This window comes from Paenibacillus melissococcoides, assembly GCA_944800085.1.
GTDB classification, from domain to species: domain Bacteria; phylum Bacillota; class Bacilli; order Paenibacillales; family Paenibacillaceae; genus Paenibacillus_B; species Paenibacillus_B melissococcoides.
The window spans coordinates 305,133-319,922 of record CALYLO010000002.1 but is presented as its reverse complement, the minus strand read 5'-3'; the positions used below and the strand labels follow the sequence as shown (position 1 = coordinate 319,922).

Below are 14,790 nucleotides of genomic sequence, written 5' to 3'. Positions count from 1 at the left end.
TCGATCTCCCATCTATTTTATAGTATCTGCAAAAACGGCAGGTCTAAGCTCCCTGGCGGGTGACAAGCCTCTACGTAACCGTTAATTCCGCCTGCAGCCCTTCCTCGGAATGCGGCCCGATCCAGATATGGAATTTGCCCGGCTCCACCTTGAAGCGGAACTGTTCATCCAGCAGCCCCAGCTCCGCCGGCGTCAACTCGAAGCTCACGGTCCGGCTTTCTGCCGGCTCCAGGAATACTTTGCGGAAGCCCTTCAATTCCTTAACGGGACGCGTCGAGCTGCCAACCAGATCGCGAATATAGAGCTGCACCGTCTCTTCCCCGGCGCGCGCTCCCGCATTCGTCACCCGCACCGATACCGAGACCGACTCATCGCGGTGAATCGCGCTCCGTTCCAATCGCAGATCGTCATAATGAAATGTTGTATAACTCAGGCCGTACCCGAACGGATACAGCGGCGAATCGTCACAATCGATATAATCCTCATACAGATGCGGCCGGCCCGTATTTTTCCGGTTATAGTAAATCGGAATTTGTCCGGTCGATCGCGGGATGGTGACCGGCAAGCGCCCGCTTGGATTATGGCGGCCCGTCAGCACATCGGCCAGCGCATAGCCGTTCATCGTCCCCAAGTGCCAAGCCTCCACCACCGCATCCGCATGGTGATGCACCCATTCGGTCGCCAACGGCCGTCCGTTCATCAGGACGACGATGACCGGCGTGGCCGTCTTCTCCTTCAGCTCCCGGATCAGACGCTCCTGGCAAGCCGGAAGCGTAATCGAGACGACATTGTAGTGCTCGCCTGTCATTGCCTCGCTCTCGCCCACCGTCACGACGGCGACATCGCATTGCTTCGCCAGCTCGACGGCGCGGTCAAGGCCGCCCGGGATCGCCTCGTTGATGCCGCTGCCCGGCTCATAGAACACCTCTGCATGAGGCCCGATCTCGGATTGGAACGCATCCCATGCCGTCACGACATCCTCGTCCCGGCCCTTCCATGCCCAGCAGCCCATCGAGTTGTGGCGGTCATCCGCCAGCGGGCCGATCAAGGCGATCTTCCGATGCCGGGCATAATCGAGCGGAAGGATGCCGCGGTCGTTCTGCAGCAGCACGATCGACTTGCGCGCGCTGTCTCTCGCCTGCTCCGCGTGTTCCGCCGGAATGCCAGCCGCTGGCGGCTCCCCGGCATCGACATAGGGCTGCTCGAACAAGCCGAGACGGAATTTCACCATCAGAATGCGGAGCACCGCTTCATCCAGCAGCTTCGTCAGCTCGGGATTCTCCTGCACGAGCGATTCCAGATGCTCCAGATAGACGCCGGAATGCATGTCCATATCGACGCCGGCAAGCAAGCCTCTGCGGGCGGAATCGCGGCGATCCTCCGCATAGCCGTGATAGATCAACTCTTCGATCGATTCCCAATCGCTGACCACCATGCCGGCGAAGCCCCATTCTTCCCGCAAAATATCCCGCAGCAAGTAGGAACTGCCGGTGGCGGGCACCCCATTCAGCTCGCTGAAGGCGCTCATGACGGTCAAGGCGCCGGCCTGAATTCCGCCGAAGTAAGGCGGCAGCACGGTCTCCCGCAGCGTCCGCTCCGACATATCGGTCGTATCGTAATCGCGTCCGCCCTCCACCCAGCCATATCCAGCGAAATGCTTGACGCAGGCGGCGACCGTCGGGAAGCCTGCCGCGTTCGGGCTCTGGAAGCCTCTCACCTTCGCGGCCGCCGCCAGGGACGACAAGTAGACATCCTCTCCCGTGCTCTCCGCGATTCTCCCCCAGCGGGGCTCGCGCGTAATGTCCGCCATCGGAGCGAACGTCCAGCGGATCCCTTCCGCCGCCGCTTCGGTCGCCGCGATGCGTGCGTTCTTCTCCATCGCGTCCGGATCCCAGCTCGCCGCTTCGGCGAGCGGAATCGGGAAGATGGTGCGGAAGCCGTGAATGACATCGTCGCCGATCAACAGCGGAATGCCCAGCCGGCTCTGCTCTACCGCGATTCGTTGCAGCTCGTTTACCTTATCCGCGCCATGCACGTTCAGCAGCGAGCCGATCTTGCCCTCCGCGATCAGTTCCCGCTCCCGCTCCTCGCAGCGGCCGTACTGCACGGTCTGGCCGATCTTCTCGGCCAGCGTCATTTTGCCAAGCAGCTCCTCTGCCCGCTTCCTCCATTGCTCCATACCGTTCCCCTCCATCCATCAGCCTTTGACGCCGGCATTGGAAATGCCTTCAATATATTGGCGTTGGAACACGAAAAAGAAGATAATAATCGGCAGCGTCGAGAGAACGACCCCGGCCATAATGAGCGGCGTATTCTCGAAGAACATATCCTTCACGCTGTTCAGACCGACGACGAGCACGTATCTCTCCGGCGTATTGGCCAGCGTGCTCGGAATCAGGTAGCTGTTCCATGTCCCGGCAAAGGCAAGAATCGACATCGTAATCAGCGAAGAACGGGCCAGCGGGTATACAATCCGCCAGAAGGCGCCCATCTTCGTCAAGCCGTCAATCCGGGCCGCCTCGATGAATTCGTTCGGCACCGAGATGAAAAATTGGCGCAGCATAAAGATATACAGGCCTTGGTACAAGAAAGGCACCGTCAATGCCCAGAAGGTGTTCAGCCAGCCGAGCTGGGCCACATTGACGTATACCGGAATCAAAATCATATGGTAAGGAACCATCATCGTCGCGACGACAATCCAGTAGATAACGCTTTTGCCCCGGAAATCGAGCTTGGCGAGCGCGAATCCCGCCATCGGGTTAATGATCAGATTCCCGATCACGACAATCCCCGTCATAATGAGCGTATTGAGGAACCATCTTGGGACATCATACGCTTCATTGGTGAAGAACATTTTATAGTTGTCGAACGTCCAAAATTCAGGCGACACCAGCTTGTTGACGTAGCGCATCGGAACGAGCGACGTATAGATCGTGTAGAGAAAAGGAAGGGCAAACAAGAGGCCAACCAAAATCGCGGCGATATACAGGAACAGCCGTCCGGTTCTGCTTCGGGTCTTCATGCGTTCACCCCTTCTCGTCCAATAGTTTTTTTTGCAGGAACGTAATAAACATAATGATGAAGAAGAACAGCACGACGGCCGCGCTTCCGTATCCGATGTTCATATAGCGAATCCCGTGCTGGTAGAAATACGTCACGACCGTGCTGGTCGCGCCAGCCGGCGAACCGAGCGCGCCGTATCTGGAGATAGCCGCGATCTGGTCGTAGATCTGGAAGCCGGTAATCGTGGATACCGAGACGATAAAGAACGTAATCGGTCTCAGCGACGGCACCGTAATATAACGGAACTTATGCCATTTCGAAGCGCCGTCAATCTCTCCCGCCTCATACAGATCCTTGGGAATCTCCTGCAGCCCGGACAAATACACAATCATGGTGAACCCGGCCTGCTGGAAAATAAACAGGATGCAGACAAACAGCAAGGCATAGCTCGTATCCGCGAACCAGGTGACATTGCCGAAGCCAAGCATGCCGAAGAAGTCCGTCAGGAACGTCCCCTTCTTGAAGAGCATCATGAATACCGTCGTAATCGCAATCTGAGACGTAATATAGGGGAGGAAAAAGACCGTTCGGAAGATCCCCTTCCCCTTCAGGTTCTGATTCACGACCAGCGCCAGCAGCAGGCCAAGCAGTGTCTGAATCGGAACGGACAAGACCACGATTTGCAGGGAATGAAGCACCGCCCGGAAAAATTCCTTGTCTTGAAGAATCGTAATATAGTTTTCCAGTCCAATGAACTTGGCCTGATCGAGACTTGCAAAGTTCGCATCCTGAAAGCTTCTCACGAAGGACTGGATGAATGGATATAAAAACCACCATGCCCACAAAATTAGAAAGGGCAGTGAAAACATCCAACCTAGAGTCATATCGGAATCCGCCAGGGAACGGAACCAGGATTGCCTAATTTTCGCCCCCCTTACTTCCGCGTTGTTGCTGCCATGTTTGGACATTGTCTTCCTCCCGGTACTGAAAGTGTAAGCGGCCTGTGTGAACGGCAACCTCTGCCCATGTCAGGCACAGATAAAAAGGTACTGCTCCCCCTCCCGGGGAGGGAGAAAGGAGCAGCAATCAAGACGGCCGACTCACCTTATTGGAATTGCTTCTGAATATCGTCCAGAATTTGCTGGGCCGATTTGCCGGAACCGCCAAGAATTCGTTCCTCCAACTGCTTGACCAGTTCGTCGGTGAACCGCTTCGTATCTGTAGGATATCCATAGTCCGTGCTGTATTCCAGCGCCGGCTGCACTGGCTTGAATTCCGGATTCTTCTCGAAGTATTGCTTCGACAGCTCCGGAACGGCCGGGTTGTAACCAAGCTCCATAAACTCGGTCTGTGTCTTGTCATTCGTCATGTAGTAAGCGGCTTTGAGCGCAGCTTCCTTGTTTTTGGCATCCTTCAGCACCACGTAAGCGTCGGAACTCATCGTGCTGCCGTTGGCCGTGCCCTTCGGAACCGGAATCGCGGCATATTTCAGATCCGGATTCGCATCCTTCAGGAAGCCTTTGTACCAGTAGCCGCCGGTGCTCATCGCGCCCAGCTCATTGCTGAACACTTCGCCGTCCCAGCCGAAGCCAAGCGCCTTAGGCGTCACGGCAACTCCGTCACTGTACATGTCGATAATCGTTTCCAGCGCTTTTACGTTCTCTGGGGAGTTGATCGTTTTGCCATTTCCCCAGCCGCCGCCGAAGCTTTTCACATAGTTAGTGATATGGAATGCATCGATATTGATGATCATCCCGTGCACTTTATCGGTATTCAGCTTCTTGGCCGCCGCTTTTACCTCATCCCAGGTTTTCGGATAATCGCCCAGGCCGGCATTTTTCCACATCGTCTCGTTAATCAGGAACATTGCCGGCATGTCGCTGTTCGGCACGCCGTATTGCTTGCCGTCCACGTTCCAGATCTTCATCGAAGCTTCCGGGAAACGAGTCATGTCGACCTGAGTCGAGCTGATCAGCTCGTCCAGCGGCGTGAACAATCCTTTATTGATATACTCAAAAGCGCCTTCATTGGAAATTTTGATAAAATCCGGAGCCACTCCTGCGGCGATCTCGCCAGGAAGCGTATTCCAGAACTGCTCGCTGCTTGGGTATTGCTTAATCTTCAATTCGATATCCGGATATTGCTCGGAAATCGTCGCGGCTGCATCCTGGTAGACCTTCAAGTCCTGCGCGGTGCCCCAGAACCCCATGTTAACGGTTACTTTTTCGCCAGCAGCCTCGTTGCCTGTTCCTTGATCCGCGGCGTTGTCCGCTTTGCCGCCTCCGCAGGCCGTCAAGCCGACAAGCAGGGCCAGACAAAGAATCAGCGTGGCCGAGATTTTTTTATTCATCTTGCGCATGTACGGTACCCCCCATGTGGTATGTTGGACTTTCCCTTGCTACTTCAGCATAAGATGAAATAGATACAAAAAAAATTAATCAAATCATGATTAATTTCAAAATATCGGCCAACTCGGCCCTTTTCTTTTTTTTATCCTGCACCGGAAAAATCATTTTTATAAAATTTTGTGCTTTTTTTTCGATAATCACACTTTTTCTTTGCGATATTGCATCGGCGACAGCCCCGTATATTTTTGAAAGACAATGGAGAAATGGGCTTGATTGTTGAAACCGACCATTTCCGCAATATCATAAATTTTATAACGGTAGTCCTTGAGCAGGGCTTTGGCCTTCTCGATCCGAAGCTCATTGATATAGTCGAACAGCCCTCTTCCTACCTCCTGCTTGAACAGCCTGCTGACATAATTGGGACTGACATGGAACAGCTCGCCCAGCATTTTCAAGGATAACCGCTCTTGATAATGCTCGTGCGTATACTGAATGATATTCCGCGTCAATTGACTGTAGCCTCTATCCTCCCGCTCCCTGTCCTGCGCGCGCTTCAGGAAGATCTCCCGATAATAAGCGGACAGTTGTTCGAAATTTTCCAACTCGGCGGCGCCGCCGTCCTGGCGTTCCGGGTCATTGCCCCCCATCATGAACAGCAAGCCTTCATAGATTTTGCGCACTTCCTTCTCATCCAGACATTCCTCTTGGCGGAGAAGTCCCTCCCAGCGCGTGAGCAAGCTCATGAATGCCTGATCCGCCTCTTCCCTGAGGGCCGCCTTCATCTCCGATACATATCGGTCGGCCTGCGCCACGGCATCCTCGCTGGGCCGCTTCAGATGCTGATAATAGAAGATCGAAGCATTCGGGTGATAGAAGCTGCGCGAGAGCGCCTCCTCCGCTTGCGCGTAGCCGTTCGGTATCCCGCTGAAATCGGCGAACCAGTCGCTAATGCCGAACACCAGATCAATATTGACGAACCGCTTGAGGGCCGAGCCGATCATTTGCACCTTCTCATTGACCCGGGTCAATGAGGCCAACAAGCTTTTCAGCTCGCTGTTGCTGATGAAGACGGCGCTCCGCCGCTGATCCAGTTGCAAATATTCAAGTTCCTTCTCCTTGGAGAACAACTCGGTGACGATGTTCCGGATCGTATTCGGCAGCACCGACTCCGTATCGGCCGTATACCTCCGGATCACCTTGTCATAGTCCTTGACCGCGAACAGCACCACGTACAGATTGCCTTCGCGCAGCCCCGTCACCGATATATTGTGCGGATGGCCGTGAAGCGCATCCATCAAGGCCTGCTCAGTCTGGCGGCTGGAGCTTCCGGCCTCGGGCACGGCCGCCGCCATGCCGTTCGCCGCGTTCTGCTCCTTGATGGCCGCCAGCATCGAGACTAGCTCATGCTCGTTAATATCCGGCTTATGAAAATAATCGACCGCCCCCAGCTTCAGCGCCTGCTTCACGTAGGAAATATCATCGAAGCTGCTCAAAATAATGACCTTGGCCGGAATATGTCTCTCCTTCATCGCGTTCAGCACTTCAAGGCCATCCATCTTCGGCATTTTGATGTCCAGGAGGACCACATCCGGCGCATGCGTCCTCATCATCTCGAGCGCTTCTTCGCCATCGCCCGCTTCCCCGACAATGTCCACGCCCTGCCTGTCCCAATCGATCGCCGATTTAATCCCGATTCGGACAAGCGGCTCGTCATCTACAATTAGCAATCGCATCGATATCACCCTGCCGTTTCTTCGTTGATAACCGGAACCCGGATCGTCGCCACGGTTCCGCCCTGTTCCCGGTCTGTAATCCACAAGCCGTATTCCGTTCCGAAATGCAGCTCGATGCGGCTCCGCACGTTCGCGATGCCGATGGAATTGAACGGATCGCGCGGGCCATCCTCTTCTGTCCGCGATTCTTGTCCTTCTTCCGGGAAGCCGCGCCCGTTGTCAATGACTTGCATAACGAGCTCATTTCGTTCCTTATCTTCCTGTATCGAAATAATCAGGCTGCCTTTGTAGTCGATTCCGGTAAATCCATGGAACACCGCATTCTCCACCAATGGCTGGAGCAAAAATTTCAAGGTTTTATAGGAGAGGACGCCGGGATCGATCTCATAGATCACTTCGAATTTGTTCATATAACGGTAATCGAGAATATTGGTATAATTCTTGATGAATTCCACTTCATCGGCAATCTTGACATAGTTGCCGCTCGTCTTTACGGTGAATTTGATGACGGACGAAAAGGCATGCAGCGCTTCTTCGATTCCTGTCGCCCCCTGGATCTTGGCCATCCACTTAATCACGTTCAGCGTATTGTAAATAAAATGCGGCCGGATCTGCGATTGAAGGGCTATCATTTCCAAATCCCGCTTTTCTTGTTCCTCGCGGTAAATGCGCCCGATCAAGCCTCGAATCTCCTTCAGCATATTATCCACCGTATTGCTGATAATGCCGATCTCGCCATACTGCTTGTCGAATTGCACATGAAGCTGGCCCTGGGAGACCAGCTTCATCTTGCTGTTCAAGACCGAAAGCGGCTTCATGATCATGGTCGCAATTTGCGCCGAGATCAGGATGGACAGCACCAGCAGCAGGATGAGGCTGACCGCCATAATCGCGACCATCAGATAGACGATGGAGAACAGCTCATTCTTCGGAATGACGGTGACCGCCTTCCAGTTCGACAGCTTGGAGGAGGAGGAAATCAGGTACGTATCCTTATTCTCTTGGGTCAGCGTCTCCCCCGGCAGCTCCTGGAACTGTTCTCCGAGAATCTCGGAAGCCGGCTGGCCGATCCCGTTCCGATCCTTGCTGTATATAATGCGGTTGTCCTCGTCGATCAAATAAAAATTCGTATTCTCCGTCATGGAGGAATCTCTCCATAGTGTCTTCAGCTTGTCGACGGATATGTTCAGCAGGATGAATCCCAGGTCCTTTTTTGTATACGGATCAAGAATCGCTCTCCCGACCGACACGACGGGCTCGCCATGCGGGGACAGCAGCCGTTCCTGGTGAATCCCGACAGGCACATATCCTCCGCGCTCCTCTCGAATCCTCCCCACGAACGGCTCGTGGACGAATTCCTTCTCCAGGTAAGACATGTTCATGTATTGACTGTTGCTGCGGCCAATAATGAGATGGTCATTGCCATGGTAAATGATGGCCGAATCGATCAGATCGGAGTACAGCATTATGCCATTGAGGATCAGACCGTTCACCGTGTCGAAATCCCGTCCCCGTTCCAGCATCGGATATGGCTTCGTGCTGTATTCCTTGCGCATAATCCGGTATATGGTCGATTCCTGGAGCGGGAACATGGATAACCGCACCAGAGGCTGCAGCGACGTGTCGATATTGTTCATAATCTGCCGGTTGTTCTCGACCGCGGCATCCAGCATCGTATTCCGGTTATTGTCCACATATACCCAGGACACAATGCCGCCGATCAGCAACAGCGGGACGATAATAAAACAAGAAAACGCCGCGATTAATTTCTTCTCGAGGCTCCAATGCAATATTTTCTGCTTCAGTTTGTTCATAGCTGATTCCTACTTTTTTCAGATTTACTTGCCGGAATTGTCCCGGCGGAACTGCCTCGGCGTCATGCCCGTAAATTTTTTGAAGATCTGAGTATAATAACTTTGGCTGCAGAACTTGAACAGGAAAGCGATTTCCGAAATGGACTGATTCGTATAAATGAGCAGATGCTTCGATTCCTCCACCTTCTTCGCGTGAATGAACGAAGTAATGGACATGCCGGTCTCGCGCTTGAAGCGATCCGACAAATAACTCGGATGCACGCCAATATGGGCCGCAATCCCTTTCAAGGCGAGATCCTGGAAAATATGCTCCCGAATATAATGCACCGATAAATTGACAATATGCGAATAGGGCAGCACTTCCTTTTCCCGCCGGATGGTCGCAATGAACTGCATCAGCATTTCGTACTCGAACAGATTGAGCCGCTCGACGTCGCTCATTCGCTCAATCTCCAAAATCAGCGTATCGCTAAGCTGGAAGGCGGTCTCCGCATCGACGCCGCCCTTGATAATCGCCCGGGTGAACAGCGTGCAGGAAGCAATCAAGGCATTCTTCCTGGAGCGCAGCGGATAGGAAGCCAGCACGGCGCCTTCCAGTTGATTGATGCGGTTCAGCATGTCGAGCGCCTTGTTCTCGTCCCCGAACCGGATTGCCTCCAGCAATTCTTGTTCATAATCGAACGGAGGATGAACATAATTATCCCGCAAGTATTGCATGCGGGACGACAAGAAACTCGGCCGATCCCCGGCATGATACGACTTGTTCACGCGTCTCTCTCCATTCACCTAAAAATATTGATAATAATCTGAATATTTTAGTATAATCTTATCTTTTTACGAACTAAAATTCAAATCATAATCACACTAGGGAGGATGCGCAACCATGACGTGGACAATTTCCAACCGTGATTTGACATCGGATGCACTGCTCAATATGGAAAGTATCTTTGCTCTTGGCAACGGTTACTTGGGCGTGCGGGGCAACTTCGAAGAAGGCTACGGGGACGCCATGCCGACGATTCGCGGCACCTATTTGAACGCTTTTCACGATGTTATCGATATTCCTTACGGGGAGAAGCTCTTCGCTTTCCCGGATACGCAGCAGAAGCTGGTTAACCTTATTGACGCCCAGACCATCCGGATTTATATCGGCGAGGAGGAAGAACCGTTCCGCCTCGATCAAGGCCAAGTGACGGCCTTCGAACGCCGCCTTCATCTGGATAAGGGATATTCCGAACGCACCGTGCGCTGGACCTCGCCATCGGGCAAGGAGCTGAAGCTGACCTTCCGCCGGTTGGTGTCGTTCATCCGCAGGGAACTGTTCGCGATCCACGTCTTGATTGAACCGGTCAATTTCACGGGCTCCATCAAGCTTGTCTCGACGGTCAACGGCAATGTGACCAACTACACCAACCCGAATGATCCCCGCGTCGGCGCGGGCCATGCCAAGCGTCTGAATGTCGCGGATGTCGGCACCGAGGGCCCGTACGGCTATGTCGTGGACGAGACGATGGCCTCCGGGCTGCAGGCGGCCTGCGTGGCCCGCCACCGCTTCGACGGCGAGGCGCAGGAAGCTTGGGAAGCGGCATCCGGAGAAGCTGTCTATACGGCAGCCGCCGATGGATCCGGTCCGGTAAGCTTCACGAAATACAGCATCTATACCGATACGCTGCGCCACGGCGACGGCCTGGTGAAGCAAGGGATAGCGCTTCACGAGCAGCTTGCGTCGCTGTCGTTCGACGATCTGCTCGCGGAGCAAGCGCAATATATGGAGAATTTCTGGAAGTCGGCGGACATCGTCATCGAGAAGGATGACAAGCTGCAGGAAGGGATCCGCTTCAATCTGTTCCAGCTGCTTCAATCGGCGGGCCGGGACCGGCACAGCAACATCTCGGCCAAAGGCTTGAGCGGAGAAGGCTACGAAGGCCATTATTTCTGGGATACGGAAATCTATATGTTCCCGATCTTCCTGATGACGCAGCCGGAGATCGCCAAGCAGCTGCTGCTGTACCGCTATTCGATTCTGGATCAGGCGAGAGCGAGAGCCCGGGAGATGGGGCATCGCCGGGGCGCGCTGTTCCCGTGGCGCACGATCGCGGGAACGGAATGCTCATCCTTCTTCCCGGCAGGCACCGCGCAGTACCATATCAGCGCCGATATCGCTTATAGCTATATTCAATATTATCTGGCCGAGCTGGACAACGAGTTCCTGCTGTCCTGCGGAGCCGAGGTGCTCATCGAGACGGCCCGCCTCTGGGCGGAGATCGGGCATTATCATCAAGGGGCCTTCCATATCGACGAGGTCACCGGTCCGGACGAGTACACCTGCCTGGTCAACAACAACTACTATACGAACGTGATGGCCAAGCATAACCTGAAATGGGCGGCCAAGAGCTGCGCCATCCTGCGATCCTACGATGCGGCGGGGCTAAAGGCGCTGTGCGATCGTCTCGGCGTCACATCCGAGGAAATCGAAGCATGGGAGAAGGCCGCGGAGGCGATGCTGCTGCCGTATGACGAAGAGCTCGGCATCAACCCGCAGGATGACACGTTCCTGCGCAAGGCGGTCTGGGACTTCGAGAATACGCCGAAGGCCAAGTACCCGCTCCTGCTTCATTATCATCCGCTGACCATTTACCGCTATCAGGTCTGCAAGCAGGCGGATACGGTACTGGCGCATTTCCTGCTTGAGGATGAGCAGGATCTCGACACCATCCGCCGGTCTTACGATTATTATGAACGGATCACAACGCATGACTCTTCCTTGTCGTCCTGTATCTTCAGCATTATGGCCGCCAAGATCGGCGACGTGGACAAGGCTTACGACTACTTCATCGAGACGGCGCGCCTCGATCTGGATAATACGCACGGCAATACGAAGGACGGCTTGCACCTTGCCAACATGGGCGGCACATGGATGTCGATCGTCTACGGCTTCGCCGGAATGCGCCTGAAGGAGAGCGGGCTGTCGCTCGCGCCGGTCCTGCCGGCGGCATGGGAGCAATACGCCTTCCGCCTTACGTTCCGCGGACGCCTGATCGCCGTGCGCGTCGCCGGCAATGGCATCACGCTTGAGCTGCTGGAGGGCGACAAGCTGGACATCGCCTTGTACGGCGAGCCGGTAAGCCTGGACCGCACCGGGGCGGTTCACCGTCCGTTCGGGGCCAAGTAAGGAAAGGCTGGATAAGGAAGAGCTCAGGAAAGCTCGAAGAACAAACCGGAACCTATGGGAGGAGCGATAACGATGAATCAGACAAGTTCGCTGCAGGCTGTCCTGTTCGATCTGGACGGCGTCATTACGGATACGGCCGAGTATCATTATTTGGCCTGGAATGCGATTGCCGAAGAGCTGGGGATCCCGTTCAGCCGCGAATTCAACGAGAATCTCAAGGGCGTCTCGCGGATGGATTCCTTGAAGCTCCTGCTCAGCCAAGCGCCAACGCCGCCTTCCTATACGGAAGAGGAGCTGGAGCAGCTCGCGGATCGGAAAAACAAGCTGTATCAGGAGCTGATCGACAAGGTGACGCCCGCTGACCTGCTGCCCGGCATCGCCGACTTCATCGCCGATATGAAGCGCCACGGCGTGAAGATGGGGCTCGCCTCCGCCAGCAAAAACGCGCTGGCGGTCATCAGCCGCCTCGGCATCGCGGATCAGTTCGATGTCATCGTGGATGCCGCCACATTGAAAAACAACAAGCCCGACCCGGAAATATTCCTGACCGGCGCAGCGGCGCTGAACGCCGATCCGAAGTACTGCATCGGAGTCGAGGATGCGGTCGCGGGCGTGGACGCCATCAAGGCCGCGGGCATGTTCGCGGTGGCGATCGGAAGCCCGGCCGCCTTCCCGCACGCCGACCTGGTGCTGGAGAGCACGTCGCAGCTCCGATTCCAGGAGTTGGCGAAGCGGTTCTCCTAAGCCGCGATATTTCACGCGAACAGGCAGAGACATCGGTCTCTGCCTGTTTTGTATGCTGGCTTTAACGGAGCGAGGCTGTTCCCTAGAGTGTGCTGTGCACTAGGATGCGGGGCAAGAGGGGACAAACGGGAACATAGAGGCAGGGAGGGGGGGAGACGGCGGCGGGAAAAGCGGCGGAAGAGGGATGAGGCAGTGAAATCCTGCGTGAATCAGAGTGTTGAGAAAGTCTATGTTAATTACCCATTCACCGCGTTAATTTGGTATAATGTTCTTATCATAATCCATGGAAAGCGCGGTGTTTGTATGCTTTACACGAATGATCCCAACCCACAACTGGACTATGAACTGGTTTGTCTTGAGCATATGGTTGCCCCTGATCACTTGCTTCGTCATATCGATAAACATATTGATTTTACCTTTATTTTGGACCTTGTGCGTCCTTACTACAGCGAGTCGAACGGCCGACCATCTGTGGATCCCATTGTGTTCTTTAAAATGCTGCTGATCGGCTACTTGTATAACATTCGCTCAGAGCGAGAACTGGAGCGAGTCGTCAACGATTCCCTGGCTTTTCGGTGGTTCTTACGGCTCGGGCTTTCCGGCAAAGCGCCTGACCATTCGATCTTTAGCTGGAACCGGAAAAATCGGTTTAAGGATACTACCGTCTTCCAAGATATCTTCGATAATATCGTTCAGCAGGCGATTCAGCACAACATGGTGGGAGGGCGGCTGCTCTTTACCGACTCCACGCATATCAAGGCAAATGCCAATAACGGACGGTACGAGAAACGAGAAGTCACTTGTACGCCTTATGAATATCTCCAAGAGCTGGAGCAAGCCGTGAATGAGGATCGGGTCGCTTTTGGAAAAAAGCCACTGCCTCCCAAAGAGGAGGCCGAAACCAAGGAACAAAAAGTTAGCTTAACAGATCCGGATAGCGGAAACCTGAATCGGGATGGAAAACCGGAAGGGTTTCATTATTTAGATCACCGCACCGTAGATCATAAATACAACGTGATTACGGACTGCTACGTTACGCCTGGAAATGTGAATGATTCGGTTGTTTATGTGGATCGTCTACTACATCAAATAGAGAAGTTTGGCTGGGAAAAGTCGCTGGAGGCCGTTGCACTCGACTCTGGTTACATGACGGCCTATGTTTGTTACCGTACGAACAAATTAAACATCACGGCAGTTATTCCAGAGCGTTCGACCCGTGAACACGGTGTATTTCCCAAAGAGAAATTTCATTATGATGCAGAAAAGAATGTTTTTATCTGTCCAAACCAGCAAGAACTCACGTACCGCACCACAACACGAAAAGGATTCAGAGATTATAAATCCGATCCCAAACAATGCGCTGCCTGTCCATTATTGAGCAAGTGTAACGAGAACAAAAATAAACAACGCACCATACAACGGCATATCTGGGAAGAACACAAAGAGAAAGTAGTTCAAAACTTCCAGAGTGAGAGCGGAAAAGCCGTTTATGCCCTACGCGCCCAAACCATTGAGCGAAGTTTCGCGGATGCCAAAGTGCTCCATGGACTTCGCTATTGCCGGTTTCGGGGAAGAGACAAGGTGCAGGAGCAAGTGCTAATGACAGCCACTGCACAGAACATAAAAAAGATAGCCACACATCTCGCCAGAAGGGTGGGGTAAAGCAAAGACCCCATCCCCCCTCCATTCTCTCTCACCAAACACCACTTTTTCCCAGCAAAATGATATTACAATGATATTACTTCGTAAAAAACAGGGGTTTTCCAACAGCCTGGTGAATGCAGGAATTTAGGCTCCTTGAGCCGATATTTTAATAAATTCCTGCAAAGGTGCCACTAGCGTTGCATCGAGCGGTTAGTTCATAATCTAATTTCAATTAACATCAATATATGATATATATTTACATTTGCGATGTCCGCGCTAAGTCTAAAAAAGTCGAGCTGGAAACAGACCCTACGCGTTATCCATTATATGTA

At 53.7% G+C, this 14,790-nt stretch carries 10 protein-coding genes; 3 read left to right on the top strand and 7 right to left on the bottom strand.

The genetic code is table 11. From position 1 onward, the window contains the following. Positions 1–70: 70 nt before the first annotated feature. The 7 genes from OCY70_RS09630 to OCY70_RS09600 form a co-directional block, all read right to left on the bottom strand. On the bottom strand, positions 71–2,179 hold the full coding sequence (locus OCY70_RS09630) for a glycoside hydrolase family 3 N-terminal domain-containing protein (RefSeq protein WP_213430322.1): 2,109 nt from the start codon (positions 2,177–2,179) through the stop codon (positions 71–73). 18 nt (positions 2,180–2,197) lie between these two features. Next, the gene (locus OCY70_RS09625) at positions 2,198–3,022 is read right to left on the bottom strand and encodes a carbohydrate ABC transporter permease (protein ID WP_213430323.1); all 825 of its coding nucleotides are present in this window, start codon (positions 3,020–3,022) and stop codon (positions 2,198–2,200) included. Between the two features lie 4 nt (positions 3,023–3,026). Next, on the bottom strand, positions 3,027–3,971 hold the full coding sequence (locus OCY70_RS09620; protein WP_213430324.1) for a carbohydrate ABC transporter permease: 945 nt from the start codon (positions 3,969–3,971) through the stop codon (positions 3,027–3,029). Between the two features lie 137 nt (positions 3,972–4,108). After that, the gene (locus tag OCY70_RS09615; protein WP_213430325.1) at positions 4,109–5,362 is read right to left on the bottom strand and encodes an ABC transporter substrate-binding protein; all 1,254 of its coding nucleotides are present in this window, start codon (positions 5,360–5,362) and stop codon (positions 4,109–4,111) included. A gap of 186 nt (positions 5,363–5,548) precedes the next feature. Then, the gene (locus tag OCY70_RS09610; RefSeq protein WP_213430326.1) at positions 5,549–7,084 is read right to left on the bottom strand and encodes a response regulator transcription factor; all 1,536 of its coding nucleotides are present in this window, start codon (positions 7,082–7,084) and stop codon (positions 5,549–5,551) included. A gap of 5 nt (positions 7,085–7,089) precedes the next feature. Then, entirely contained in the window at positions 7,090–8,898 is a 1,809-nt protein-coding gene (locus tag OCY70_RS09605) for a sensor histidine kinase (RefSeq protein WP_213430327.1), read from the bottom strand. Between the two features lie 24 nt (positions 8,899–8,922). Beyond that, on the bottom strand, positions 8,923–9,615 hold the full coding sequence (locus OCY70_RS09600) for a helix-turn-helix domain-containing protein (protein ID WP_213430331.1): 693 nt from the start codon (positions 9,613–9,615) through the stop codon (positions 8,923–8,925). 166 nt (positions 9,616–9,781) lie between these two features. On the opposite strand from OCY70_RS09600, the gene OCY70_RS09595 reads away from it, so the two are divergent. The 3 genes from OCY70_RS09595 to OCY70_RS09585 all read left to right on the top strand — a co-directional run bounded on the left by OCY70_RS09595 (position 9,782) and on the right by OCY70_RS09585 (position 14,476). Then, positions 9,782–12,070: a glycoside hydrolase family 65 protein gene (locus tag OCY70_RS09595; RefSeq protein WP_213430328.1), complete on the top strand. Its 2,289-nt coding sequence runs from the start codon at positions 9,782–9,784 to the stop codon at positions 12,068–12,070. Between the two features lie 72 nt (positions 12,071–12,142). Continuing rightward, the gene (gene pgmB, locus OCY70_RS09590; protein WP_213430329.1) at positions 12,143–12,814 is read left to right on the top strand and encodes a beta-phosphoglucomutase; all 672 of its coding nucleotides are present in this window, start codon (positions 12,143–12,145) and stop codon (positions 12,812–12,814) included. 303 nt (positions 12,815–13,117) lie between these two features. After that, the gene (locus tag OCY70_RS09585; protein ID WP_261944512.1) at positions 13,118–14,476 is read left to right on the top strand and encodes an IS1182 family transposase; all 1,359 of its coding nucleotides are present in this window, start codon (positions 13,118–13,120) and stop codon (positions 14,474–14,476) included. The last annotated feature ends 314 nt before the right edge of the window (positions 14,477–14,790 follow it).